This is a genomic window from Brachyspira pilosicoli, from assembly GCF_036997485.1.
GTDB lineage: Bacteria > Spirochaetota > Brachyspiria > Brachyspirales > Brachyspiraceae > Brachyspira > Brachyspira pilosicoli_C.
The window spans coordinates 59,912-86,052 of the sequence record NZ_JAWLPU010000002.1; the positions used below are offsets into that span (position 1 = coordinate 59,912).

Consider the following 26,141-nt stretch of genomic DNA (forward strand, 5'->3'; position numbering starts at 1 on the left):
ACTGCCATTAATGCAATTTTATTCATATAAACATCTTTATAAAAATATTTTAGTTATAATATACTAATTATATTTTTTATAAATATGATTAGTAGAAATTAAGTAATATAAAAAATATTAATTTTTAAGAAAAATACATAAATACTATTGACATAGTTATTATTTTTATTAAAATTAAACTATCAAGTTTTAATAATGGGTTTATATTATGAATAATACTAATACTAATAAAACAATTAAATTTCCAAAATCATCAACAATATTTATAGATGGGCAAGACCCTAAATATAAATTTTATATAATTATCAAAGGTAAAGTTTTAGCATATAATTATTTTGCAGATGATTATACTATAGAATATAAAGAAGGTGAAATAATAGGACTTTTTAATGCCGTTATAAATGAACCTTTCACATCAACAGTTAAAGCAATAGAAGATGTTGAAGTTTTAGAAATGAGTGTTTATGAGATAGAAAAGATAGATAATCCTAATATAATAAATAAAATATATGAGTATTTGCTTCTTAATTTGGAGAGATGGATTAATAGATATTATTATTTTTTGAATAAAGTTAGTACAACTTATAATTATTACACTGATAAAAATAGAATAGATATGATTAGTATGGCTAGTATTTATGAAGAGAATGGTTATACTGATGCAGCATCAAAGATATATGCTAAATATTTGGAATTAAATCCTAATGCTGAAGATATTGGAGTTGTAAGAAATAAAATAGATAAATTAGGACAAATAGAAGAGCCTGAATATATAGATAATAATGTTTATAAATTTAAAAAGGGATATTGTTTATATACAGAGTTTCAGTATAATGATTATATTTATATTATTAGATACGGAAAAGTTGGAGTATATAATATATTTAATTCAAGACAAGTTACAAGAAGGGTGTGTGTAAATAATGAAATACTTAATGGATATGCCCCTAAAAGTGATATTAGGCCTCTCTTTACTACAGCAATAGTTCTTCAAGATTCTGTTATACAGCTTGCTAAAAAAGAAGAGTTTATGGAATTAATATTAAAAGATAATAGTATAAGACTCTATCTTATAAAAGTTATGAGTATGCGTGTATATATTACAATATCAAGAATAAAATCTTTTAATGCTAATAATAATGTAAGTAAGTTTGTGATTATATTAGAAGCTTTAATTAAATATGAATTAATATTCAAAAACTCAAGGCAAATAATATTCCCATACAATTTTAATGATCTTTGTTCTATGGTTGGTATCACAGCGGATGCTAATAAAGAAGCTGAATTGAAAAAAATAAAATCTGTTTCCATAACGGATGATGGTCATATTATGGTAAGAGATACAGAAGAGTTTTATGAAGAGTATGAAATATATAAACAAAGAACATCAAATAAAATAAAGAAATAAATTAAATAATAAAATATGATAAATACTCTATATTTCCTTTAGAGCCTTTTATTGGGGAGATGGTTCTATTTATTTCTTTAAATCCTATTTCTGTAATTCTATTAATTGCATTATTAACTATTTTTTCTCTCAGTATATCATCTTTAATAATTCCGCCCTTTGAAACTTCACCCTTTTCTGCTTCAAATTGCGGTTTAATAAGACTTATCCAGTATTCTAAATCATATAATTCTTTCAATATAATAGGAGCAATTTTTGAAACAGATATAAAAGAAACATCACTAACCACAATAGAAGGTGTTTCTCCTTCAAACATTTCTCTCTTTATATCTTTGGCATTAAAATCTTCTATTGAAATTACTCTTTTATCGTTTCTAAGTTTGTATACAAGCTGATTATGTCCAACATCTAAAGCATAAACTTTTTTAGCACCATAATAGAGCAGACAATCGGTAAATCCTCCTGTAGAAGCACCTATGTCTAAACATATTTTATTTTCTACAGAAAGATTAAATTCCAATAAAGCCTTCTCTAATTTGTCTCCAGCTCTAGATACATATTTTCTATTTTGTATGATTTCTATTTTATCGGTATCTTTTATTTTTTGAGCTTTAGAAGTTACTTTAACACCATTAACAAATACACATCCAGCTAATATTATATCCTGTGCTTTAGACCTGCTTTTAGTATATCCGTTATGATGTACGTATTCATCTAATCTCATTTATAATATTATTCTAATCCGCCGATAAATGTTTTAATGATACTCAAAGCATTTTTTTCTTTATCTCTTGTATTTACTTTTATTAATACTTGAGTATGGTTAGCATCTAATATATTTGAAGTTAAATATACAGATTCAAAATTTTCAGTATATTCATCACCTATGCCGTATAAAGCTAAATTAGAATTTAATTCCAAATAAAATACAAAAGTGTTGTTTTTAGCTAAATTAACCTTATCTTCACTTAACTTAACATTAGGTATTTCATTATTCATTATTTTTTCTATAATAGCAGGATTGCTGCTAATATAAAGTATAGAATCTTTAACATAACAAGTATTACCAGCAAGTGTGTATACGTCATTATTAACATCATCAGCTAAAGAATCTAATATAATTTTAATTGTGTTTTCATCAGTAATAGAAGCAGAAATAAGTAAATCAGGGTCCTCGTTTTCATTGCTGTCCCAAGCAGATACAAATATATCACCGCCCAAAAGTTCTATAAGTTTATAAACATCGATTCCATACTCTTCTAATTCAGCAAAATCTTCACTAAATGGAAACTCTTCTCCAAACATAGTTTTTAAATGTTTAGAAAGTTCAGTGCTGTTGAAAGCTAATGATAAAAATCCGTAATTATTTTCGCCATTAACAAAAGTATATATATTATCAGCTAATTCCTTTTTTAGTAATGAACTATCATAAGGATAATTTGGCGAGTAAGTATCTATAATTATATCAGCATTTCCAATATTAAAATTAACTTTAGCAGTCAATACAGCATCTTTATAACTTTCTTTGGATATTCCTTCATAACTTCTTCCAAATAAAAACTTTGTAAACTCATCAGTTTCATCAGAAAGTAAAGATAAATCTACCCAAGCATAAAAATCATTAGTTTGATTTTCTAATTCCATAAACTTTTCATTTGTAAGTGGAGAAGTAGTATCAAATATAGAATTAGCAATATTTATGATATCATTTTCTTTATTAAGCTCTTCATTATACCAATAAACATCATCTAATTTTGTTTCTACTGTAAATACTTCATCATTCCAAGATATTAAAGTTGTATCATCAAGATAAAAATATCTATAAGCATTATTATCACTAAAAGATATTAATTTATCCTCTTGGCTTGCTATTTTTATCATTATTCTATTTAATTCAGTTACATCTAATATATCAATCATTACTGCTATTTCTTGATAACTATTAAATGAAACTATTTTTGAAGGTTGAGAAAAATCTAATATCTGTTCTAATCTATTAGTCATGGCTTCTACTACATACACATCATCTCTATATGCAGCAAAATTATCAGCAAATTTTTGCATAAATAATTTATTAAGAGTCTTTTGTAAACTAATTTCAGCTTTTGACGATAATTCATTTAATTTTATAGAAAACACAGCTTGAGAAGTATTTGGAACATACTTTGTTTCTACTGCTTGTATTATTGAAGTTGAAAATAGAGTTATCATTAAAACAACTATAGATATTAAATTTTTCATTTTAGTAAAACTCTCCTTAAATTTTATAAAGCAACTTAATATATTATATTAGACTAAAAATTAAAAGTCAAGTATATATAAAATAAATATTTTAATCTATTAAATAAAAAATATTCCAAATTTATAATGAAAAAATATTTCGAAGTGCATAGTTAATTAGTTATATATATGGGAGTATTATATAAAATGAAAAGAATAACTAAAGTTTTTGCCTTATTGCTATTATTTATAGTATCATGTAATTCAAATATTAATGATAGAAAAGTAACTAAATCTGCTTTATTAAATGAGCACAATGCCTCTGTTGTAAATACAGAATTTAATGGTAGTAAAACAATTATAGTATACTATTCTTGGAATGGAAATACAGAAATAGTTGCTAATAAGATTAAAAAGATTACAGGTGCTGATACATATAAAATTACTACAAAAATACCATATCCAAATGAATATGATGATATGGTGCTTCAAGTAAAAGATGATATAGATAATGATAAGCTTCCAGAATTAAACGGCAGTGTTGATTTATCTAAGTATGATAATATTATTATTGGATATCCAATATGGATAGGTGATATGGCTTTGCCTATGAAAAGCTTTTTATCAAAAAATGATTTAAAAGGTAAGAATATAGCACCGTTTATATTAAATGGCGGCTCAAGGGTATATAAAAGCATTTCTTATATAAAAGAAACATGCCCCGACAGCAAAGTATTAAATTATATATCTATAAAAAGAAAAGATGTATCCAATTTAGATGACAAAATAAATAATTGGATAAAAAAAATCAAAGTAGATATATCTAAATAGTTTTTTAATATTATGTTAATATTTGCATAAAGAAAAAAAATAGTATACAATTTACATAATAATAATTGTTATTTGGGGATATATTTATGAAAATGGAAAATAGAGTATTAATATCTGATGATGGACATAGAATGTATACTTATATTTTTATTCCAGATACTCAGCCTAAAGCAATAGTGCAAATAGTTCATGGACTTGGAGAGCATGCTGGAAGATATAAGGAATTAGCAAGTAAATTGGCAGAGAATGGTTTTTTAGTATGTGCCGATGACCATAGAGGGTTTGGAAGAAGTACTGTTAGTAAAGATGGTATTGGACATATTGCTGATAATAATGGTGCTGATTTGATATTAGGAGATATGAAGCATCTTATGGTTACAGTAAAAGCTGATTATCCTAATATCCCATATTTTATGTTAGGGCATAGTATGGGGTCTTTTTTAACAAGAGGCTTTTTAATAAAATATCATAAAGATTTAAATGGTGCTATTATAATGGGTACTAAGGGGAAACCTAATAAAATAGAAAGTATAGGTAAATTAATAGCAAATGTTCAAAAATCTATTTTTGGAGGAAGAAAGAGAGCTAAATTATTAGATAAATTATCTGTTGGAGGATATGGAAAAAAATATTTCCCTAAAGATAAATCAGATTTAGCTTGGCTTACTTCAGATAAAGAAGAGATTAATAAAGTATTAGAAGATGAGTATTTTGCTAGTAAACCTGCCAGTATAGAAACTTATATACAATTATTTAATTTGATAGATAAGATTTCAGATAAAGATAATTATTCTAATATGAGTAAAGATTTCCCTATACTTTTAATCTCTGGAGATAAAGACCCTGTTGGAAATATGGGAAAGGGTGTAAAATGGGTATACGAGATGTATAAATCTTTAGGGCTTAATGATATTAATATAAGTTTATATAAAGACGGAAGACATGAAATATTAAATGATGTGCAGAGACATGATGTTATGAATGAAATACTCGAATGGCTTAATGCTCATATTTGAATTAATGAAAGAAATAAAGAAGGAAGTTATGTATTATGGCGAATTTAATTGAGAGGTTTAGAGAATTAGAACCTATAAAAAACAATATAGATTTGGCAATAGAGTCTATAATTAATTGTTATAAAAATGGAAATAAAGTTTTAATAGCTGGTAATGGCGGAAGTGCTTGCGACAGTGAACATATTGCGGGTGAATTATTAAAAAGCTTTGTAAAAAAAAGACCTATAAAAGAAGAGATTAGAAAAGAACTTTTATCTATGGAAGATGGAGAATATATTGCTGATAATTTGGAAGCTCCTCTTAGGGCTATTGCTTTAACTTCTCATATGGGGCTTTCTACTGCATATTTAAACGATAAAGACCCTTATTTAATATTTGCTCAGCAGTTATTAGCTTTTGGTGACAAGGGGGATGTTTTTATTGCTATAAGTACATCAGGCAACGCCAAAAATATTATACATGCTTCTAAAGTTGCTAAGGCTATGGGAATAAAAATAATATCTTTTACAAATAATCATGGAGGTAAGCTTGCAGAAATGGCTGACATTGCTATAAAGGCACCTGCAAAAGAAACACATATTGCTCAGGAATATCATGAAGCGATTTATCATGAAATTTGTATAAGAGTGGAAGAATATTTCTTTAAAGAAGATAGATAATAATATTTTATAAGGTTTATGAAAATACTTTTAATCAAACAAACTTCTCTTGGCGATGTGCTTCATGCAACACCTGTTATTAGGGCATTAAAAAAATGGAAAAGTGACTGCACTATAGATGTAGTAACAGATAAAAGAGCTTTGGGTATACTTGAAAATAATCCATATATCAATAAATTATATGTGCTTGATATATATAAATACGAAAAAGAAATATTTGCTTCGCCTTCTAAATTTTTCTCTACAATTAAAGAGTTTTTTTCTCATATTAAAGAAGTGAGAAAAGAAGATTATGATATAGCAATAGATTTACAAGGTCTTGAGAGGAGTGTTATATTTCTTTATTTGTGCCATTCAAAAAAGAAGTTTGCCAAAGGAAAATGGTTTGGAATTAAAAGTAATTATTATAAAGATATTAATGCTATAGTTGGACTTCTTTCTTTTTTAGATTTTATTGACTGCCCAAGTGACGGTACAGATTTAGATTATTTTTTACCTAATGATATAGAATATACTTTTAATAAAAAGATAGAAAGCTTAAATATAAAATTAGATAAAGATTATATAGTATTTTCTCCTTTTTCAAGATGGGATACTAAAGATTTATCTGTAAAAAAATCTATAGAGATAATTGAAGAGATAAGAAAAATAAGTAAAATACAAATAGTCATATCAGCAACAAAAGATTATAATGAAAAATGTATTGAAATAGCTGATGGTTTTGAAAATGTATTAAACACATCTAACTATTTTAATTTAAATGACTTAGCTTATTTAATAAAAGAGTCATCGGCAATGATTACAGTTGATTCTTTTCCAATGCATACAGGCTGTGCTTTTAAAAAACCGCTTATAGCAATATTCGGTCCAACTAGTGAGGTTAGGGTAGGTCCTATAGCAGAAAACTCTGAAACTATTAGAGTAGAGGGTTTAGAATGTGCAAGATGCTACAAAAGAAAAAACTGCCCAAACAATCATGTATGTATAGAAGATATAGATGCAAAATTGGTGGCAAATAGGATACTTCAAAAAATAGGGTATTTATAATATGTCTATAAAAATGTTTTATCAATTTTTATATTTTTTAGATATATTTGCAACTTTTTCCCGCCTTCGCTTTGCGGGTTTTGCCAAAGTTGCAAAAAATACAAATATTTAGCTTTATATCTTTGGGATATGTATTAAACAAAGAGTAAAATTTTTAGTATATAATATTTTTACTGTTGCTGAGTATTATTTTCTGTTGTTTGCGTGTTATCATCATTTTCTGCATTATTATTTTCAGCTATATTTGCTCCTGTGTTTTGAGCAGCATCTGTCTCTTGTGCAGTAGTTTCTTCAGCAGTAGTATTTCCTTCTGTTGCAATATTTTCTTCTATTGCAAAATTTTCAACTTCCTCTTGAACAACTTTCAAATTGTCTATATCTTCTGCCTTAATATTTAAATCCATATTTCTTATTACTTTTTTGGCAGTTTCTATATCAACAGTTTCACCTAAAGCATCAACTAATGTAATCTCTGGGTCCTCATTTCTATACTGCTTCATTTCTAACACATAGCCTTCTGCATCTTTTGCTATTGTTGTTTTATTTCTACCGTCATTTTCTATATCTATTGTAACGCCATTTGCTCTTACTTCATTAATAGTAGTTTTGCCGTCTGTTGTAGTTTTTGTAGTGGATGTGCTTCCGTCTGGCTCTGTGGTTGTAGTTTCTGTATTACCATAAACATCTTTTACAACAACTATACTGCTTCCATTTGGTTTTATTGTTGTTGTTACACTGCTTGAATCTGCAGCTACAACTTCTGTTACACTGCTTGAATCTTTATTAAGCGTAGTTGTTTCTTTTGAGCCGTCTTGTCTTATTATTCTTTTTATTGTAGTGCCGTTTGGCATTTTTATTTCGCTTATAGTGTCAGTGCCTACAGTGTCGGTAATTATAGTTCCATCAACTTTTTTAGTTACAACTGTAAAAGAGCCATCTTCATTATATGTTTTTGTTATAATGCTTCCGTCATCAGCTTTTACATTATAAGAGAAAGTGCCGGCGCCTGCTCCTTGAGAATTTCTCTCTTCAACTCTTCCGTCTGGATAAACTATTTTTAAATTGCTCATTCCATTTGTATCAACCGTAGTAGTGCCTATACTTCCATCAACATAATTAGCAACAACTGTGTAGCTTCCGTCTGGATTTTCTGTTTTTACTATTAAAGCTCCATCAACTCTTCTTGTTTCTGTGGTAATATTTCCTGAATTATCTTCTATTCTTTTTACTTCTGTGCCGTCTAAACTTCTGCTGTAAAAAAATATTCCGTTTTCATCTTTATAATTTGTAGTAATAGAACCGTCTGACCTTTCTACTACAAATGCTTTATTATTTTCAAAAGTTTTTCTATTTATAAAAGAACCATCTGGATATAAAGTATATTCATATATGTCGCCTGAAGATGTTTTAGTATTAATAGATTTTGAATTATCTATCATGTAAGTTTCTATTCTCTTATCTCCATTTTCTGAAACTATCTCTATTTCTCTTTTTCCATAAGGATATATAGTGTCAGATACTTCATAATTGTTAGAATATATTTTTGTTTTTTCTATCTTTCCATTCTCATAAACTATTTTAACGCCATTAGGATATATTGTCTCTCTTTCATAATCAAAATTTGGAAATACATTTTCTGTAGTAATGCTTCCGTCATTGTTTGTCGTTACCCTGTAATTGTTTGTAAAAGGAATAAATTTTATAGATGTATCATTGCTTCTTATAAGAGATATAACTCTCTCTAAAGATTCTCTTTGATAATAATCACTTCCAACATTAGTTAAAAATATTTCATAAGATATTGCTGCATTAGTGATGTCGCCCAAAGTTAAATAAGTATGCCCCATATTAAGATAAGCGCTATAGTATAATCCCCAAGTATTATATAAATCAACAGAAGCAACATTAGTTTTTATTGAAATTTCATTTCCATTAGTATCTGTTATATTTGTCATTATCATTATATTTGTTACTATATATGGGTTTTCTTCTGTTATCACATAGGTGGAACCTGCAGCAGTTGAATTCGTTGCAAGAATAGGCGAATTAGAATTTGTAGCATTTTCATTAGTAGCTTCTAAATTTGGAGGTAGGGTAGTTGCTGACACTGTTGGGTCTACTACTTCCAACATAAAATTAGTATTTACTTCAAAAATTACAGTTGTGTTTGTGTATTCATATTCATTAGTGAATGTATTAGTTACAACAACATTTGTAAATAATGGAAGTTTTGTAAATGTATTGTTTATAAGATTTTTTATGTTTTCATTTGATTGATTTAAATTATTTATAGCATTAGATATTGTTTCTGTTGTGTTAGTAAAAGTGTTTGTATTATTAGATGCTATTGCATTAGTTGTAATATTATTTGTGTTTAATAAAAAATCATTTGACATAACATCGTTTGACAATGATAAATTAGTAATATTATCTGTGTTGTTATTATCAAGAATAAAAATAGTGTTTGTTACAACATTTTGTGATACTGTGTAATTAGTTAATATTTCATAATTTAACTTTGCATTATATGGAGAATAAAGCCTCTCTATTGCTCTATTGTACCAAATTAAAGCTTCATCATAATTTTTTAATTGATAATAAGAATTGGCTATATTGTTACAAAAAGAATAAGAATCATTAATATCAAAAGCTAATTTATAATAATTTATAGCGTTTTCGTATTGCTTATCTTGGAAATAGCAAGCTCCTATATAATAATAAAGCATATCATTTGTTGATAGAGGTCTTCTTTTAAGATAAAGTAAAAAAGCTTCTCTTGCAAAATTATATTTTTTTTGAAAGAAAAGTTTTTCTGCATTATAGAACTCTCTATCTATATTTCTTTCATCATTTGGAGCAGCATTCTGAGAGAATATATTTACACAAGTAAAAATCAATACTAAAAAAGCTATAGCTATTTTTTTCATAATAACATAATCCTTTTTACTACTTTTTTAAGGACAATAATATTTAAAACTATTAGTTTTTAATATAGTCAAAATAATGGTTAAATAATGAATAAATTATATATTCACTGTATCCTCTAACATTTTTATTTTTATCAAGAACATCATCTAAAAAATTAAAACTGTTTTCATCTGGATTTTCTAAATAGTATAATTTTTCTTTAGATATAGTATTTTCTTTTTTTAGAGCTCTTATTAAAGAAAGCTCCTTTTTTTTGTTTCTATTATCTTCTCTGCTTGCATAATATGAAAATAATCTTTTACTCAAATTTTCAAACACAATTTTATTATATATAACAGCTCTCCTCACATCCATATCAATGCTTCCATCAAAATTATTTAACTCACTATCGAATAAACTAATAGATATAGCAGAACGAATATCAGCAAAAACTGCCTTTTCTTCTTTTATCATAAATTTTTTATTAGACATAAAACAGTACTCTTTAATTAAAATATTTTTTTTAATTATCGACAAGAGTAAAATTTAGATTAGAGTAAAATTTAATGCAATAAAAAACCCGCCTCTATTAAAGAAAGCGGGCATTAATATTAACTAAATGATTTTTTATTATTTGTTTTTAATAGGGTCATTAGGATTAACAACACCATCTTTAGGTAATTTTTTAGCCCATTGACCGGTGATGAATAATTCTATAACAGCTAATATAATCATTACAATAGCAATAACAGCTAATACATAACCATCGAATGTAGCTTTTTTGAAGTTAGTGTAAACAACTAAAGCTAAAGCAGAAAGAGTAACAGCAAACATGAATATTAAAGGTATAACGTTTTCCCAAGAAGTTCTGCCCTGACGATTTTTAATCCAAGCAGCAACAGCAAGTAATGATAAACCAGCTAATAATTGGTTAGCACTACCGAATATAGGCCATATTCTAGTATAACCATAAAGAGTAAATCCTAAAGATATAATAACTGTAATAGCAGTAGCAATATAAGGATTAGTAAGTATAGTTTTATGTACTTTACCATCAGCAGCAGTATATTCACCTAATTCTTGTATCAAATATCTTCCAATACGAGTAGCACTGTCTAAAGAAGTTAAAGCAAAAGAAGCAAAAGCCAAAGTAACAAAAGTTTGACCTATACCAAGAGGTACACCGAAAGAAGTCATGAAAGTAGCAACACCCAAAGCAAATCTAGCAGCAGGAGTACCAGTACTTTCTATAGCAGCAACACTCATTAAAGCAACTATAGCAACAATACCTTCAATAAGCATAGCACCATAACCAACTAATTTAGCATCTTTTTCACTGTTAAGCTGTTTAGAGCTAGTACCAGAACTTACAAGTGAATGGAAACCAGATATAGCACCACAAGCTACTGTGATAAACAAAATAGGGAATAAATAGTTGCCTTCACTAGGAGTAAAGCTTGTAAATACAGGTGCAGTTACAGCAGGACGCATTATAATTAAACCTAATACACCGCCTATAATCATAGCGTAAAGCAAGAAAGAAGATAAATAGTCCCTAGGCTGCAATAATATCCAAACGGGCATTAAAGAAGCTAATATAATGTATATAGTTAATATAACTTGCCAAGGAGTTTTTTCTAAAGCAAGGAATGGGAATCTATCAGAGATAAATATAATAGCAGCTAATAATACAACACCTATTATTGTAGAAAGAGCAACATTAACTCCTCTTCTATATACTAAGAAACCAAATAATAAAGCCAAAGCAATAAATAACATACTTGCAGTACCAGCAGCAGCAGATTCTCTGTAAGTGTCAACATTTACAGCAAATGTACTTGCAGTGATGTCTAAGAATGCAGCCACTACCAAACAAATAGTAATGAATGCATAAAGAGTAAACATTATTTTACCCTTTTGACCAACATTATGTCTAATAACTTCTCCAATAGATTTACCTTCATGTCTCAAAGAAGCAATTAGAGAACCATAGTCATGCACACCTCCAAAGAATATACAGCCGAAAATAATCCATAAATAAACAGGAAGCCAACCAAACATAGTAGCAATAATAGGACCTGTAATAGGACCAGCACCAGCTATAGAAGAGAAATGGTGACCTAATAATACTTTAGCATCAGTAGGTACATAGTCTCTGCCGTCTTTTAAAGTATGAGCAGGCGTTTGTCTTGAAGGATCAACACCCCATTTTTTAGCTAAATATGAACCATATGTTATATAAGCTACAAAAAAGGCTATCATCCCAATGATTAATAATAGAAAAGCATTCATAAAATCTCCTTAATTTTATTTAAAAATTCAAAAGAAGGTTTTTTAATTCCTTTTTTCTCATTTTAGGTAAATATACATTTTTATCTTTTATAGATACTATAGCATATTCAGTTTCTGACCAGCCATGAAATGATAATTTATAACTTACTCTATAAAAGAATTTTTTTACTATTTTTTCCCATTCTTTTTCTAAAGAAATATCAGTTATAATGATTCCTGTGATTATACTTCTTTTATGAAATTTGTTAGGATTTGAAAGAATTGGTGTCAATCTAATTAACATGTCTTGAAATTCTTCTATATTATCTAAAGTACAATTTTTTATAAAACGAACAAGCATATGCTCAAATACAGAATATCCTTCATAAACCGTAGAAGTAGTAATAAAGGATTTAAAAAAATCATTCCTATGAAAGGCATAGAGATCAAAATATTCATTCTCTTTACTAATTTGATATTCTAAGTCAAAATGTCTCATTAATTTTTCTGACAAAGAAAATATATATTTTTTCACCTCTTCATTATCAATATTTAATCTAGCCATATACAAACTCACAAATTACAACTACAAGTATATAAAAAATAATTGACCTGTCAAGTTATTGTATGAAGTAATGAGAATTTTTTCTAAAAAAATATCATTTTTTTAGAAAAAATTATTATTTATTAGAAAATATTATTATTTGTTAGAAAATATTATTATTTGTTAGAAAATATAATAAAAATCATCTTTTGGAATTTTATTTCCTATAAGATTTTTATCAAAATTGTATATAAAATTATAATAGTCGTTTAATTTTCTTTTCATAGTCTCATCATTATAAAAAGTAATGCCAATTCTATCTATACCGTAAATAACAGCCTTAGCATTAACCAATATAGAAGTTTGTTTAATTAAAGATTCTATTTTATCTTTGTTATTTAAAATATACTCAGTAGATTTTTTGTATTCATTTAATATTTCTTCTAATAAAGCATTATTATTTTCTATGAAACTTTGTTTTGCAATAAGCATAGCAACAGGGTAGGGGGGGATATATTTTGAAATATCAACTACTATGTTTATATCTTTATTTTCTAATAAAGCTGAAGATAAAAAAGGTTCTGGAAGTATAGCAATATCAACATTTTTAGATGCTAATGCTTTTGATAAATCTAAATTACCAAGAGAATAATTTATATTTGCTCCTTTTATATTTTTAGTTTTTATTAAATATTGAAGCATTAAATCTGGAGTTGATAATTTTAATCCGCAGTAAATAGTTTTGTTTTTTAAATCATCTATGCTTTTTATGTTTTTATCACTTGAAACTATAAATATTTTGGTTTCAGATACAACAGCCACTGCTTTATAATTTAATCCTCTATTATATATTATAGAAGCCATATTTGCAGGAACAGCAGCAATATCAACTTCACCTTTTATTATGGAAGCCAATATATTATTTGGGGAGTTTATAATACTTATATTGATTTTTTTATAATCATTAATCATCTTTAGAGCACCTATTGCACTAGGACCATTTAATAAACTCATCTCAAAAGCATACAAATTAAAAGAGATTAAAAAAATTATAAATATTTTTTTCATGACATTCCTATAAATATAAATTGTTTTCTTTTATATAATTATAAACTTTGTCTTTTAAGAAATACCTAAAAGCACCATTGTTTTTTATTCTTTCTCTAATTAAACTTGATGATATATCTATTCTTGGAGCTATTATAGTTTTTATGTTATATTTTTCTATGTTGCTGCTAATTAAATTGTTATTATCATCTCTATTAAGAGCTACAATATTAGATAAATTAGAAATTTTTTCTGGCTCTCTCCATTTATCAAAATCTTTCACCAAATCAGCACCTATTATAAGAATTGGCTTATCTTCAAAATTGTAATTATTATAAATATATTCTAAAGTTTTTATAGTATAAGACACGCAATCATTTTTTATCTCATAATCATCTAATATAAAGTTTTTATTATCTTCTATAGATAATTTTAGCATATTTATTCTGTCATCATCAGAAACTTTGCCGCTTATATTTTTATGCGGAGGTATTTTGCTTGGAATAAATAATATTTTATCGCATTTAAAATTATGCAATATAGTATCAGCCAATATTAAATGCCCCAAATGAGGAGGGTCAAAACTTCCGCCTAATATTGCAATCTTCATAAACACTACTGCACTGCCAAATAGAATTATGTTAAAAGTTTAATTGTTAAATAATAATTTGCAAGCATATTTTTTATTTATAAAAAACTTCTTTCCCAAAACCTTCATAAAACTTGCCATTATTATAAACTACATTGCCTCTCACTATAGTAGTTATAACTTTCCCCCCTCTTTTAAAACCTATATAAGGCGACCAAGAAGATTTTGTTATTATATCTTTCTCTTCTATAATAGATTCATCATTCAAATCTACTACTGCAAAATCAGCATCAAATCCTTCTTTTAGTAAACCTTTGTTTTTTATTGCGAATATTTTAGCAGCATTTTCGCTCATAATTTTTGTTAGAAGTTTTATATCTATAGTTGAATCTTTAACTTTTTTTAACATCAATTCTAATGAATGTTCTACAGAAGGTATGCCAAAAGTAAGTTTTTCTAATTTCTCACTTAATAAATGCGGTGCATGGTCTGTTCCTATTGTGTCTATCGTGCCGTCTACAATAGCATTCCATAATGCTTTATTATCTGATTTTTCTCTAAGCTCTGGTTTCATTTTAAGAAGCATTTTATTTTTATCATTTTTATTAACATCTTCAGTATTCAAAAATAAGTGGTGTGGGGTAGCTTCACCATAAATTATCATACCAGAATCTTTTGCTTTTTTTAGAGAATTAATTTCACTTTCTAATGATAAATGACATAAATATAATGGAGTATTTGTTTGTTTTGCTATTTCTATTGCTTTATCAACTTTTTTTTCTTCTGCATGTACTGTTACAATTTTTGAAGCTTCAAATAATTTATATAAAATTTTATCATCTTCAACAAGCATGTTTCCAGTAGAGGCATTAAAGAAAATTTTTGTAGAGGCAGCTTTGTCTATAATTTGTTTTATGTCTTCGGTGTTATCAGCCTTGCTTCCTCCAAAATGAAAACCATAATCAACATAAGACTTGCCAATCATCATATTCTTTTTTTCTTCTAAATTTTCTTTTGTTATAGTGTTTGGAATAGTGTTAGGCATATCCAAGAATGTTGTAACACCGCCTCTTGCAGCAGCTTTACTTCCAGAAGAAAAGTCCTCTTTATGTGTAAGCCCAGGGTCTCTCATATGAGCATGTGGGTCTATTATACCACATAAAACATAATTGTAATTAGCATCTATTATATTACTATCTTTATAGATTTCAAAATTATTATTAAAGTCTATTTTTTTTATCTTCTCATTTTCTATAATTATAGATACTGCATTATTATCTGCTAATTTAGCATTTTTTATTATCATTTTGTTATCTCTTTATTACAATAATAGCAAAAATCTCCATAGCTTCTTCTTGCTACTTTATTTTTTGTCTCTTCAAAATGAGTAACACATTTTTTATTTTGACAAACAATTTCTTTATTTTCTATTAATTCATAATCTTTTTCTTTTTTCTTAGCAGTACTTTCTATTACTCCAGTAGCTAAAGCTAACATAGCCATTCTTGTAGGTATACCATTTTTAGCCTGTATAAAATATTTAGCGTATTTTGTATCATCTAAATCAATACTAATTTCATCAACCCTTGGAAGCGGATGCATTATAATCATATCTTCTTTGCATTTTCCTACTATTGTTGATTTTGAAATGTTAAATGCATGTTTTACTTTTTCGTAGTTTTCTATATTCTCAAAACGTTCTTTTTGTATTCTTGTCATATATAGACAGTCGATTTCTTTTAGTATTTCTTCGTAGTTATTACCTTTATGATATTTTATTTTAGCATTGTCTAACTCTTTTAATATATAATCAGGAATCTGAATGATATCTGGAGAAATATAGTAAAACTCTCCATTAAACATTTTTAATGCTTTTGAAAGCGAGTGAACAGTTCTTCCATATTTTGTATCTCCAACAAATGCTATTTTTTTATTTTCAATGCTGCCTAATTCATCTTTTATTGTGTATAAATCAAGTAATGTTTGACTAGGATGTTCATTAGAACCATCACCAGCATTGATGATAGGGCAGTCAGTAACTTCTTCTGCAAACTTAGCAGCACCATCTATAGGATGTCTCATAACTATTACATCAGAATATGCTGAAACCATTATTATAGTATCTCTTAAAGATTCTCCTTTTTTTATAGAGGAAACATCAGGATTGTCAAAACCTATAACATCTAAGCCCATTTTGTATGCTGCTGAATTAAAAGAAAGTCTAGTTCTTGTTGAAGGTTCAAAAAAAATACTTGTCATTATCATTCCATTCATCATTTCTCTTCTTTCCATATTTGGAGTATCATCTAACTTTTTAGCAACATCCAATACTTCCAAAATCTCTTCTTTTGACATTTCTTTAATACCTATAAAATTTTTCATTTTAACATCCCTTAATAATTATAATTTTACAGCATAAAAAAAGGGAATAAAATCACAAAATAGCGATTTTATTCCCTTTTAAAAATTCTGCATTGGTTAATTTAAACAAACATAGAAAATGCGGCAATAAGTAAAATATATTTTTTATTATACCATTCATAATATTTCCTACACTGTATAAATTATACTGATTATAAATTATAATAAAAAAAAATCAATAGATAATTTTTAATATTTTTTGTTTAAAAGCTAAGATGTTTTTTTATAACTAAATCATTAATAATCTGAAAGATATACTACAAATCAATAAATAAATTAATTTTTTTATAGTTAGGTATTGACATTATCTCTATATAAGTATATCATTATATTATAATATACTTATATAGAGATGTAGATTTATGGAAAAGAATAATAAACAAAAAAACATTATAAAAAGCTATAAAAGTACTTGTAATGTAAATACAAAAGAAGAGAATATATCTTCTTATATACCAAAGCTTCCAAATGATGGTAAGTTTACAGTTTTAACTAAAGAATTATGCGTTCATGAATATGGTTAATTTTTATGATAGGTGTTGACATTATTTATATATAACTATATCATTATATTACAATATAGTTATATATAAATAGGACTATCTTATGGAAAAAAATAAAAAAAATAATAAACAAAAAAATATAATAGAAAGCTATGAAGACAATTGTGAAACCAACACAAAAGAAGAGAATATATCTTCTTATATACCAAAGCTTCCAAATGATGATGAGTTTACAGTTTTAGCTAATTTCTTTTCTGTGTTTTCTGACCCAACCAGATTAAAAATAATATCTGTTTTAAGCGAGAAGGAATTATGCGTTCATGAATTAGTATCTTTGCTTGATATGAAGCAGCCTTCTGTATCTCAGCATTTAAAGATGTTATGGCAGGCTAGGGTGGTAAAGAAGAGAAAAATTGGGCTTCATGTATTTTACAGGCTTGATGATGAACATATAGAAAAAATTTATGCTTGGGGGTATGAGCATGTTAAAGAATAAAGAAAAAGTTTTATTTATTGGAGAAATTACTATTTCTTTAATTGTTTTAATTTTAATGCATTTTTTGCATGATAAGATTCATGGTGTAATAGAATATATAATATTTTTTATACCTTATTTTATTTTGGGAAGAGACGTTTTTAAAAATGCTATTTTAGATTTTGTGCATGGAAAGTTTATGAGAGAGAGTTTTCTTATGAGCATTGCTACTATTGGCGCTATAATACTTCATCAATTACCTGAAGCATTGGCTGTACTTCTTTTTTACAGAATAGGTGAATATTTTGAGGATATGGCAGTTGATAAATCTAAAAGAACAATAGCAGCACTCATGTCTATAAGAGCAGATTTTGCTAATATCATAAAAGAAGATGGAACTATAAAAAAAGTTGATATTTCAAAAGTTAATATAAATGACAATATATTGATTAATCCTTTTGAGAAGGTGCCTTTAGATGCTGTTATTTATGAAGGAGAGAGCTGGCTTGATACTAAGGCTTTAACTGGAGAGAGCATGCCAAAAGATGTAAAGGTTAATGATGAAATTTTAGCTGGCACTATAAACGGAGAGAGTAGCATAAAAGCAAAAGTTATTAGAGTGTATGCAGAGTCATCAATAGCAAAGATATTAAAATTAGTTCAAGAATCTCAAAACAGAAAAGCAAACATAGAACAGTTCATTACAAAGTTTGCTGGAATATATACTCCTATAGTTGTATTTGGAGCTATTTTACTTACTATAATACCTACAATAGTATATGGAAGAGAGTTTTTTAATGATTGGTTTGCCCGTTCACTTACATTGCTTGTAGTTTCTTGTCCTTGTGCTTTTATGGTTGGTATTCCATTAACATATTTTGCTTCTATAGGACGAGCTTCAAAGTTTGGTATAATGGTTAAAGGCGGAGTATTTTTAGATTTGCTTGCTCAAACTAAAAAAGTAATATTCGATAAAACAGGAACTCTCACTAAAGGTAAGTTTTATATAAGAGAAATAGAAAATGCTGGTATATATGATGATGATACATTAATTAAATATGCAGCTTTGGCAGAAATAGGCTCTTCACATCCTATAGCAATATCTATAGTAGAGCATTATAAAAAAAATCATAACATAAATGAAAGCTTAATAACATCACATAAAGATATTAGAGGTAAAGGTTCAGCATCAATTATTGAAGGAAAAAATATTTTAATAGGAAAGCTTGATTTATTAAAACAAAATAACATAAATCTTCCAGATAATATTAATAATAAGTTTAATGTTTATATTTCAATAGATGGCGAATATGCTGGTGCTTTTTATATTGATGATATTATAAAAGATGATACTAAAGAGGCTATTGATTTATTAAATTCTATGAATATAGAAACTGCTTTAATTAGCGGCGATAATATAGAACGCGTTACTTCATTTGCAAAAGAGAATAATATACAATCATTTAATGGAGGATGCTTACCAGAAGAGAAAGTAAATGTATTAGAAGGCATGATGAAAGAGAGTAAAGTTTCAATATTTGTAGGCGATGGAATAAATGATGCTCCTTCTTTGGCTCGTGCGGATATTGGTATTGCTATGGGAGGGCTTGGTTCTGATGCGGCTATAGAAAATGCTGATGTTATTATAATGGACGATAAGCCTTCTAAAGTAGCTGCTATTATTAAGCTTGCTAAAAAGAATCATATTGTTGTTTTAGAAAATATATTGCTCGCATTAGTAATTAAATTTGGTGCTATAATACTTGGAGCTTTTGGACTTGCTTCTATAGCTCTTGCTATATTTGCTGATACTGGTGTTACTGTTATAGTTGTACTTAATGCTTTAAGGCTTCTTTATCCTATAGGGGAGAAATCAAATGTTGAAAATGTAAGTGCTAAAAATATAGATATAAAAGTAACAAGCTGTAATTGCGGGCATCATAGCCATTAAAAGTATTATATAGTTTTTAAATATGCTCTGTGTAAATTTAAAATATTTATATAGGGCATATTTTTATATACAAAATTTTTATAATATTTGCTTTAAAAATTAAATATATTATACTAATCGATATGAAATTTTTAATCATGTTGAAAAAAATAACAATATATTTAATTTTTGCTATCTTAGTTTATAGTGCCTCAAGTAAAAATCTGTTTTCATATTTTCCAACAGGTTCAGCATTGGGATTTTCTTTAAGGTTTAGTTTTCCTCTACAAACTTCATTATCGGTAACAGGAAAATTTGAAGGAATACCTTTTATGTTTGGAGGAATACTAAATATTGGCATATCTGGCAAAGGAGCATCTTGGTTCGGTTTTAGTGCTAGTGCTGATTGGTGGGGATATACAACTAGATTGGGTCAATTAGGTAATTCTGATGTAATGCTATATTTGGGCCCTGGAATAGAAGCTATTTTTAATTTTGGAAATAAGTATGTAAACATAGAAGCAGATTTTAGAATACCAGTTGGAATATCGTTTATAGTGGAAAAAGATTGGGAAATATTTTTTCAGTTTTCACCAGCATTAAGTGTTATATCTATAGGAAGCAGAGGTTTTGCTACATTCGGCTGGTATCCAGGAAATAGTGGTTGGGTATTTAATGACTTCTTTAGGTTTTATGGTGATTTTGGCTTTAGGTATTGGTTCTAAAAGCGTATGGAAGTTTATTTTAAGATAAAATATATATTCCGATAATGTATATTATGTTAACTTATATGTGTTGTTTTTTTATATAATAATTATTCATTATAAATAGCATTAATTTCACTTGGCAATATTTTTCCTTGACAAAAGATTATTCATAAATTATTATGTTTAAAAATTAAATTAAAAATAAAAAAATAAATATAAATATTGGAGTTTAATAAAATGCCAACTTTAAAAACAAGCATATCAGGAATTAGAGGTATTATTGGTGATGGTTTAGATATAAGTACTATAGTAGATTATACTTCTGCATTTGCATCTCTTTTTCCAAAGAAAGCAAAAATTTTAGTAGCAAGAGATACAAGAATAACAGGAGAATCTATATTAAATGCTGTTGCAGCTACATTAATGGCATCTGGAATAAATGTAATAGATATAGGAATAGCTCCAACACCAACTGCATTATATATGGTTGAAAAACTAAAAATACATGGCGGAATTATAATATCAGCGAGCCATAATCCTATAGAATGGAATGCTTTAAAACTTATAGGAAAAGGCGGGCATTTTTTAGATGAGAAAGCGGTTAATGAGCTTATGAAGCTTTATGATAAAAAGACTAAAAGATTTGTGAAAGCATTAGAAACTGGAACTTATCAAAAAATAGATAATGCTATAGAAGAGCATATAAAACGCATTTTAAGATTTATAAACGTTGAAAAGATAAAAAAAGCTAATTTCAAAGTAGCTTGTGATTATGTTAATGGAACGGGTTTATTTGCTACACCTCCATTACTTAAAGCATTAGGAGTTAAAGAAGTTTCTATAAATAAAGAGCATACTGGCAAGTTTGCACATGTTGCTGAACCTTCTCAAGCAAGTATGAAGAGTTTATCTGAGTTAGTAAAGAAAAACAAAGTGAATATAGGATTTACTCAAGACCCTGATGCTGACAGACTTGCTTTAGTATTAGATGACGGTACTATAATAAGCGAAGAGTATACTTTAGCTTTATGTGCTAAATATTTATGGCTATCAGGAAAAGGAAATGCCGCTGTGAATTTATCTACTTCAAGAATGATAGATGATTTGGCTAAAGAAAAAGGATATTCAGTTGACCGCACAAAGATTGGTGAAATAAATGTTTCTTCTCATATTGTGAAAAATAAATTATATTTTGGAGGAGAAGGAAACGGAGGAATAATAGTTCCTGCTGTAACACCTGGGAGAGATTCACTTTTAGGTATTGCTTTAATATTAGAATTAATGGCTGCTACTGGAAAAACTATAAAGGAATTAGTAAATGAAATACCAAAATATGAGATAGTAAAAGAAAAATTGGAAGTTTCAAAAATTGATGAAAATAATTTCTTAAAGCAAATAAAAGAAAAATATCCTAAATCTAAAATAACTACTATTGACGGAATAAAAATAGATTTAGAAAACTCTTGGCTTCATGTACGTTCATCAAATACAGAGCCTATAGTTCGTATTATTGCTGAGGCAAAAACCAAAAAAGAAGCTAAAGAGCTAATTTCTATAGCTATTAATATGATAAATGATAATAGTAAATCTAAAAAAAATAAATAAAAAGCTTCCGCTACCCTACTCTATTTATATTTTTTATATGTAATAATATGTTTATAAAATTATCATTGATAAAAAATATATAATATGGTATTATTGTAAAAAATAATTTGGGAGAAATATTTAATGGGAAGAACAAGTAAAAATCCTTTTCTTGTTGAAGTAGAGAGAAAATTTGGAAAAGATAGTTTTGAATTCTCAGCATTTATGCGTGGAAGTAAAAAATTTAGAATAACAAAAGATGAGATAGATGATAGATACGGTTTAACATTAAAAGAGTTTGCATATTATGCTCAAGTATCTGGTTTTAAAGTATTATCTGATGATGATACTTTAATTATATTTAAAGAATAAGATTGTGTAAAAATAAAGTTAATAAAAAAAATAATGATGAAAGATTCTAATGTACTTCTTATAAATGATATATGTTCTTATGGTAAGGCTTCTCTAACAGTTAATATACCAGTTCTCTCTGCTTTTGGTATTAAAGTATCTCCTTTAATAACAGTATTACTTTCAAACCATACTGCTTTTGAATCTTTTTGTGCTTTTGATTTAACATCACAATTAAAACAAATAGTAAATGAGTTAAAAAAAAGAGAGGCAAAATTTGATGCTTTATACATAGGTTGGCTTGCCTCCGATGAGCAAGTGGATATAGTAATAGATATAATAGAATATTTTAAAATAAAAATTATATTATTAGATCCTATATTAGGAGACAATGGTAAATTATATTCTTCTATGACTGAAAGGCATATAAAATCACTTAAAAGAATACTAAAATATGCTACAATAGTAACACCTAATATTACAGAATTATGTTTACTTTTGGATAAGGACCCAAGTAAAAAATATACAGAAGATAATGTAATAAAGATGGCTCAAGAATTATCAAATATAACTTCAGAAAATGTAGTTGTAACAAGTGTAGAGAAAGATAATCAATTTGGTTCTTTAGTATATAATAAAAAAAACAATGATATTATAACAAGCTATTTTAATAAAATAAATATAGCAATGCCTGGTACTGGTGATGCTTTTGCTTCAGCATTATTAGGCTATATATTAAATGACTATTCTATAGAAGACTCATTAAAAAAAGCAACCAAATTTATTTATACAGCAATAGAACTGTCTGTAAAAGAAAATGACAATAGAATATACGGTATATCAATAGAAAAAAGACTTAATCTGCTAAAAGACTTATTTTAATAGTTTATTTAATATATCCTCTATTTCTTTTTCAATATATTTTTTATCATTCATATCTTTACCCCAAACAGATTTATTTAATGCGGTTTTATATAATTGCAAAGATTCTTTTAAAAGAGTATTTGTATTTCTATCTATATAACTTTCAGCTCTCAATTTATATATTCTTGCAAGTAAAGCATATCCACTTGCATCATCTGGAAGAAGCGAAATATAATTTAGGGCATATTTTTGAGCTTTGGCATAATCTCTAAAATAATTTAATGCCACAATAGAAGCTCTGTAATTAGCAGCGGCTTGATTTTTATTAATTCTAATAATATTCTCATATCCTTCTAATGCTTCACGAGTATTACCTGTAATTTCATTTATATAAGATATTTGGTATAAATAGTCAAGATTATCGCCATTAATTAAAACGGCTTTATTAGCATATCTCATAGCGGCTTCATTATTGCCAAGCTTAACGTTTAATTTTGATAATGCATAAAAATCCCTATCAGACTCATATTCTTTATTTAAATTAAATAAGGATAAAGGATAAGATGAAACATTAACAATACTATCTACTTTCCAAAGTAAATCTACATCTATGTATTTAGAAGCCCTATCAAAAGCATTGATAGAATATCCATATAATCTGCTTTTGCTGTAAATCCTTCCTAAAATAGCATCTTTTGCCCCAGCAACATTAACATACTTAAAAATATTGTAAGTTATATCATAAGCACTGCTGTCATATTCATACGCCAATGATTCTGCTAAAGCTATAACATTATTCATATAAGCAGGTGCTATTCTTAAAACCTCTCTTCTAACATCAGAAAACTTTACATACCCATTAACATTATTATAATTGCCCATAGAAGCTAAATAAGAATCAATATATATTTTATTTTTTATAGCTATAGCATCATAATTCTCTCTATTAATTCTCATAGCTAAATTGGCAATATTTTTTGATTTATCATATTCTTTTGTATTATACAAATATGAAGCATAATATCCATATATTATAGAGTTTATTTTCTTTATATAAGGGTCTTTAGTATCAATATTCCTAAATCCATCTATATAATTAATAGCATCATCATATCTATCAAATCTTAAATATTCAAATACTTTATCTGTTATTAGAGAAGTATTGTACTTTAAATCATCTTCCCAAAATAAAGTAGATTTTATATCTGTAAGGTATATTTCTTTTTGATAATCAGAAATATCATTTGATTTTACTCTTATACCTAATAATTCTCTTAGTAATACAACATTATTAATACTTATCGCATTATCATCAAAAGCTTTTTTTAAAATTTTAATTGCTTCATCTGTAGAACCCAATTTAGAATAACTGCTTGCAATATACCATAATCTTCTTTGCTCATCATAATCCTCAAATCTGCTATTCATAATCAAATTGATAACATCAACATATAATCCATTGTTGTATAAATAATCAACTCTATCAAGAACTACATTGTTTTCAAGTGACTTTATTAAATTTCCAACTGTACTTCTATAAGCTTTAACACTAACTAATATTTCTCTTGCTTTTTTATATTCTCTTTTAAATATTAGATATCGGGCATATTCTATCTTATTTTCATCAGATATATCATACATTCCAATAATTTGAGAGATTATTTCATTTGGATAATATAAATATCCATAATTATAAAGCATATTAGCAAGCGTTTCATATAATCGAGGTTTGTTATAAGAATATTTTAATCCATCTTCCAATATATTAATGGCATCTCTTTCTTTGCCATCATATAAAAATATCTGAGCAAGTATAGCATAAGCCTCATCAAAATCTTTATACTCTTTTACGAATCTATTAAGTATAGCTTTAGCATCATTATAATTTTTCATTTTAAAATAAGTTTTAGCTAAAGCAAGTTTTATTTCAGGATAATCTTTTGTATAGTTAGAAAGAGAATCTAATTTACTTATAGCATTGTTATAATCATTAGACATTATTAAATTATTCCAAATATAAAGTTCTTTTTGAACAGCAGCATTAGATATTTTAGAGTTTATTCTAATTAAATTATTATTATTAGAAGCATTTGCCCTAACAGCCACATTGTAATTATTTAGAGCATCATCATATTGCTTTTTAAAAATACTAATATCTCCAAAGCCTTCATATCCATAATCGCTTCCATTTTGAATGCATAAGCTATAATATTTTTCAGCACTCTTTATATCAAAATTTCTAAAAGCAATATCGCCAGCTAAATATAACCAATAATTATCATTATATATTTTATAAGCAGATATATAAGTTATTAAAGCATATTCATACTCATTGATTTTATAAAATAAATCTGCTATATTATTATGCACTTCTCTATCATTAATATACCAATTTATAATTTTACTAAAATCTAAAGAAGCATAATATAAATCTCCTCGCCTATAATAAGCAAGTCCCCTTGTATAATAAATATCATAATAATCCTTATAGCTTTCTTCTAATAAATTACAAATATTAATAGCTTCGTTATATTTAGACTCATCTATTAATAATTTAGCTTCATTTAATTGGTTTATGATATTTATTTTAACATCTTCATTTGCATTGTTAAAAAAACCATTTGTAATAATATTGACATTTTCTATGTTAATATTTAAATTTCTATCAGATACAGTTTTTTGTGAATATTGTAAAATATCTTTGGAATATGCCGAAATATATAGCATAAAAATAGCAAGTAGTATCTTTATTAATTTCATAATATTT

The 26,141-nt window shown here is 26.9% G+C and carries 23 protein-coding genes; 12 read left to right on the forward strand and 11 right to left on the reverse strand.

Going from position 1 to position 26,141, the window contains the following annotated elements:
• Nucleotides 1-208: 208 nt before the first annotated feature.
• The gene (locus tag R4I97_RS05610) at nucleotides 209-1,408 is read left to right on the forward strand and encodes a Crp/Fnr family transcriptional regulator (RefSeq protein ID WP_335784108.1); all 1,200 of its coding nucleotides are present in this window, start codon (nucleotides 209-211) and stop codon (nucleotides 1,406-1,408) included.
• Between the two features lies 1 nt (nucleotide 1,409).
• Here R4I97_RS05610 and R4I97_RS05615 read toward each other — a convergent pair whose 3' ends face one another.
• Together R4I97_RS05615 and R4I97_RS05620 are read right to left on the reverse strand one after the other, a co-directional pair.
• Complete coding sequence (locus R4I97_RS05615) at nucleotides 1,410-2,132, reverse strand: TlyA family RNA methyltransferase (protein WP_335784109.1); 723 nt, start codon at nucleotides 2,130-2,132, stop codon at nucleotides 1,410-1,412.
• Nucleotides 2,133-2,140: 8 nt separating this feature from the next.
• Entirely contained in the window at nucleotides 2,141-3,649 is a 1,509-nt protein-coding gene (locus R4I97_RS05620; RefSeq protein ID WP_335784110.1) for a DUF4836 domain-containing protein, read from the reverse strand.
• A 186-nt stretch (nucleotides 3,650-3,835) separates the two neighbouring features.
• Between R4I97_RS05620 and R4I97_RS05625 the strand changes: the two genes are divergently transcribed.
• From R4I97_RS05625 to R4I97_RS05640, 4 genes are all read left to right on the forward strand, one after another.
• Nucleotides 3,836-4,459 carry a flavodoxin family protein gene (locus R4I97_RS05625; RefSeq protein ID WP_335784111.1) on the forward strand — a complete coding sequence of 208 codons (624 nt, stop codon included), beginning with the start codon at nucleotides 3,836-3,838 and terminating at the stop codon, nucleotides 4,457-4,459.
• Nucleotides 4,460-4,545: 86 nt separating this feature from the next.
• Nucleotides 4,546-5,475 (forward strand): alpha/beta fold hydrolase, encoded by a 930-nt coding sequence (locus R4I97_RS05630; RefSeq protein WP_335784112.1) that lies wholly within the window; start codon nucleotides 4,546-4,548, stop codon nucleotides 5,473-5,475.
• A 35-nt stretch (nucleotides 5,476-5,510) separates the two neighbouring features.
• The gene (locus tag R4I97_RS05635; RefSeq protein WP_335784113.1) at nucleotides 5,511-6,134 is read left to right on the forward strand and encodes an SIS domain-containing protein; all 624 of its coding nucleotides are present in this window, start codon (nucleotides 5,511-5,513) and stop codon (nucleotides 6,132-6,134) included.
• Nucleotides 6,135-6,152: 18 nt separating this feature from the next.
• Complete coding sequence (locus R4I97_RS05640) at nucleotides 6,153-7,181, forward strand: glycosyltransferase family 9 protein (RefSeq protein WP_335784114.1); 1,029 nt, start codon at nucleotides 6,153-6,155, stop codon at nucleotides 7,179-7,181.
• A gap of 170 nt (nucleotides 7,182-7,351) precedes the next feature.
• Here R4I97_RS05640 and R4I97_RS05645 read toward each other — a convergent pair whose 3' ends face one another.
• The 8 genes from R4I97_RS05645 to pyrB all read right to left on the reverse strand — a co-directional run bounded on the left by R4I97_RS05645 (nucleotide 7,352) and on the right by pyrB (nucleotide 16,921).
• Complete coding sequence (locus tag R4I97_RS05645; RefSeq protein WP_335784115.1) at nucleotides 7,352-10,108, reverse strand: tetratricopeptide repeat protein; 2,757 nt, start codon at nucleotides 10,106-10,108, stop codon at nucleotides 7,352-7,354.
• 52 nt (nucleotides 10,109-10,160) lie between these two features.
• Nucleotides 10,161-10,580, reverse strand: coding sequence for a hypothetical protein (locus R4I97_RS05650; RefSeq protein WP_335784116.1), 420 nt, complete (start codon nucleotides 10,578-10,580; stop codon nucleotides 10,161-10,163).
• 138 nt (nucleotides 10,581-10,718) lie between these two features.
• A complete protein-coding gene (locus R4I97_RS05655) occupies nucleotides 10,719-12,380 on the reverse strand; it encodes a carbon starvation protein A (protein ID WP_335784117.1) in 1,662 nt (553 codons plus the stop codon).
• A 19-nt stretch (nucleotides 12,381-12,399) separates the two neighbouring features.
• Complete coding sequence (locus R4I97_RS05660; RefSeq protein ID WP_335784118.1) at nucleotides 12,400-12,924, reverse strand: hypothetical protein; 525 nt, start codon at nucleotides 12,922-12,924, stop codon at nucleotides 12,400-12,402.
• A gap of 162 nt (nucleotides 12,925-13,086) precedes the next feature.
• Nucleotides 13,087-13,971: an ABC transporter substrate-binding protein gene (locus R4I97_RS05665; protein ID WP_335784119.1), complete on the reverse strand. Its 885-nt coding sequence runs from the start codon at nucleotides 13,969-13,971 to the stop codon at nucleotides 13,087-13,089.
• Between the two features lie 7 nt (nucleotides 13,972-13,978).
• Entirely contained in the window at nucleotides 13,979-14,560 is a 582-nt protein-coding gene (gene nadD / locus R4I97_RS05670; RefSeq protein WP_335784120.1) for a nicotinate (nicotinamide) nucleotide adenylyltransferase, read from the reverse strand.
• A gap of 73 nt (nucleotides 14,561-14,633) precedes the next feature.
• Entirely contained in the window at nucleotides 14,634-15,845 is a 1,212-nt protein-coding gene (locus R4I97_RS05675; protein ID WP_335784121.1) for a dihydroorotase family protein, read from the reverse strand.
• The gene (gene pyrB / locus R4I97_RS05680) at nucleotides 15,842-16,921 is read right to left on the reverse strand and encodes an aspartate carbamoyltransferase (RefSeq protein ID WP_335784122.1); all 1,080 of its coding nucleotides are present in this window, start codon (nucleotides 16,919-16,921) and stop codon (nucleotides 15,842-15,844) included. The genes R4I97_RS05675 and pyrB overlap by 4 nt, the downstream gene beginning before the upstream one ends.
• 401 nt (nucleotides 16,922-17,322) lie before the next feature.
• Between pyrB and R4I97_RS05685 the strand changes: the two genes are divergently transcribed.
• The 7 genes from R4I97_RS05685 (at nucleotide 17,323) to R4I97_RS05715 (ending at nucleotide 23,392) form a co-directional block, all read left to right on the forward strand.
• A complete protein-coding gene (locus R4I97_RS05685; RefSeq protein WP_335784123.1) occupies nucleotides 17,323-17,484 on the forward strand; it encodes a hypothetical protein in 162 nt (53 codons plus the stop codon).
• Between the two features lie 82 nt (nucleotides 17,485-17,566).
• Complete coding sequence (locus R4I97_RS05690) at nucleotides 17,567-17,959, forward strand: metalloregulator ArsR/SmtB family transcription factor (protein WP_335784124.1); 393 nt, start codon at nucleotides 17,567-17,569, stop codon at nucleotides 17,957-17,959.
• The gene (locus R4I97_RS05695) at nucleotides 17,946-19,889 is read left to right on the forward strand and encodes a heavy metal translocating P-type ATPase (RefSeq protein ID WP_335784125.1); all 1,944 of its coding nucleotides are present in this window, start codon (nucleotides 17,946-17,948) and stop codon (nucleotides 19,887-19,889) included. The genes R4I97_RS05690 and R4I97_RS05695 overlap by 14 nt, the downstream gene beginning before the upstream one ends.
• Nucleotides 19,890-20,026: 137 nt before the next feature.
• Nucleotides 20,027-20,593: a hypothetical protein gene (locus tag R4I97_RS05700; protein WP_335784536.1), complete on the forward strand. Its 567-nt coding sequence runs from the start codon at nucleotides 20,027-20,029 to the stop codon at nucleotides 20,591-20,593.
• Between the two features lie 219 nt (nucleotides 20,594-20,812).
• Nucleotides 20,813-22,180: a phosphoglucosamine mutase gene (gene glmM / locus R4I97_RS05705; RefSeq protein ID WP_335784126.1), complete on the forward strand. Its 1,368-nt coding sequence runs from the start codon at nucleotides 20,813-20,815 to the stop codon at nucleotides 22,178-22,180.
• A 123-nt stretch (nucleotides 22,181-22,303) separates the two neighbouring features.
• Nucleotides 22,304-22,531, forward strand: a complete 228-nt coding sequence (locus tag R4I97_RS05710; RefSeq protein WP_335784127.1) for a hypothetical protein — start codon at nucleotides 22,304-22,306, stop codon at nucleotides 22,529-22,531.
• 36 nt (nucleotides 22,532-22,567) lie between these two features.
• On the forward strand, nucleotides 22,568-23,392 hold the full coding sequence (locus R4I97_RS05715) for a pyridoxamine kinase (RefSeq protein WP_335784128.1): 825 nt from the start codon (nucleotides 22,568-22,570) through the stop codon (nucleotides 23,390-23,392).
• Here the strand turns inward: R4I97_RS05715 and R4I97_RS05720 are convergent.
• A complete protein-coding gene (locus R4I97_RS05720) occupies nucleotides 23,384-26,134 on the reverse strand; it encodes a tetratricopeptide repeat protein (protein ID WP_335784129.1) in 2,751 nt (916 codons plus the stop codon). The genes R4I97_RS05715 and R4I97_RS05720 overlap by 9 nt on opposite strands.
• Between the last annotated feature and the right edge of the window lie 7 nt (nucleotides 26,135-26,141).

Coding starts and splice junctions, on each gene's coding strand:
- R4I97_RS05610 (WP_335784108.1), top strand. CDS start 209: ATGAATAATACTAATACTAATAAAACAATTAAATTTCCAAAATCATCA.
- R4I97_RS05615 (WP_335784109.1), bottom strand. CDS start 2,132: ATGAGATTAGATGAATACGTACATCATAACGGATATACTAAAAGCAGG.
- R4I97_RS05620 (WP_335784110.1), bottom strand. CDS start 3,649: ATGAAAAATTTAATATCTATAGTTGTTTTAATGATAACTCTATTTTCA.
- R4I97_RS05625 (WP_335784111.1), top strand. CDS start 3,836: ATGAAAAGAATAACTAAAGTTTTTGCCTTATTGCTATTATTTATAGTA.
- R4I97_RS05630 (WP_335784112.1), top strand. CDS start 4,546: ATGAAAATGGAAAATAGAGTATTAATATCTGATGATGGACATAGAATG.
- R4I97_RS05635 (WP_335784113.1), top strand. CDS start 5,511: ATGGCGAATTTAATTGAGAGGTTTAGAGAATTAGAACCTATAAAAAAC.
- R4I97_RS05640 (WP_335784114.1), top strand. CDS start 6,153: ATGAAAATACTTTTAATCAAACAAACTTCTCTTGGCGATGTGCTTCAT.
- R4I97_RS05645 (WP_335784115.1), bottom strand. CDS start 10,108: ATGAAAAAAATAGCTATAGCTTTTTTAGTATTGATTTTTACTTGTGTA.
- R4I97_RS05650 (WP_335784116.1), bottom strand. CDS start 10,580: ATGTCTAATAAAAAATTTATGATAAAAGAAGAAAAGGCAGTTTTTGCT.
- R4I97_RS05655 (WP_335784117.1), bottom strand. CDS start 12,380: ATGAATGCTTTTCTATTATTAATCATTGGGATGATAGCCTTTTTTGTA.
- R4I97_RS05660 (WP_335784118.1), bottom strand. CDS start 12,924: ATGGCTAGATTAAATATTGATAATGAAGAGGTGAAAAAATATATATTT.
- R4I97_RS05665 (WP_335784119.1), bottom strand. CDS start 13,971: ATGAAAAAAATATTTATAATTTTTTTAATCTCTTTTAATTTGTATGCT.
- nadD (WP_335784120.1), bottom strand. CDS start 14,560: ATGAAGATTGCAATATTAGGCGGAAGTTTTGACCCTCCTCATTTGGGG.
- R4I97_RS05675 (WP_335784121.1), bottom strand. CDS start 15,845: ATGATAATAAAAAATGCTAAATTAGCAGATAATAATGCAGTATCTATA.
- pyrB (WP_335784122.1), bottom strand. CDS start 16,921: ATGAAAAATTTTATAGGTATTAAAGAAATGTCAAAAGAAGAGATTTTG.
- R4I97_RS05685 (WP_335784123.1), top strand. CDS start 17,323: ATGGAAAAGAATAATAAACAAAAAAACATTATAAAAAGCTATAAAAGT.
- R4I97_RS05690 (WP_335784124.1), top strand. CDS start 17,567: ATGGAAAAAAATAAAAAAAATAATAAACAAAAAAATATAATAGAAAGC.
- R4I97_RS05695 (WP_335784125.1), top strand. CDS start 17,946: ATGTTAAAGAATAAAGAAAAAGTTTTATTTATTGGAGAAATTACTATT.
- R4I97_RS05700 (WP_335784536.1), top strand. CDS start 20,027: ATGTTGAAAAAAATAACAATATATTTAATTTTTGCTATCTTAGTTTAT.
- glmM (WP_335784126.1), top strand. CDS start 20,813: ATGCCAACTTTAAAAACAAGCATATCAGGAATTAGAGGTATTATTGGT.
- R4I97_RS05710 (WP_335784127.1), top strand. CDS start 22,304: ATGGGAAGAACAAGTAAAAATCCTTTTCTTGTTGAAGTAGAGAGAAAA.
- R4I97_RS05715 (WP_335784128.1), top strand. CDS start 22,568: ATGAAAGATTCTAATGTACTTCTTATAAATGATATATGTTCTTATGGT.
- R4I97_RS05720 (WP_335784129.1), bottom strand. CDS start 26,134: ATGAAATTAATAAAGATACTACTTGCTATTTTTATGCTATATATTTCG.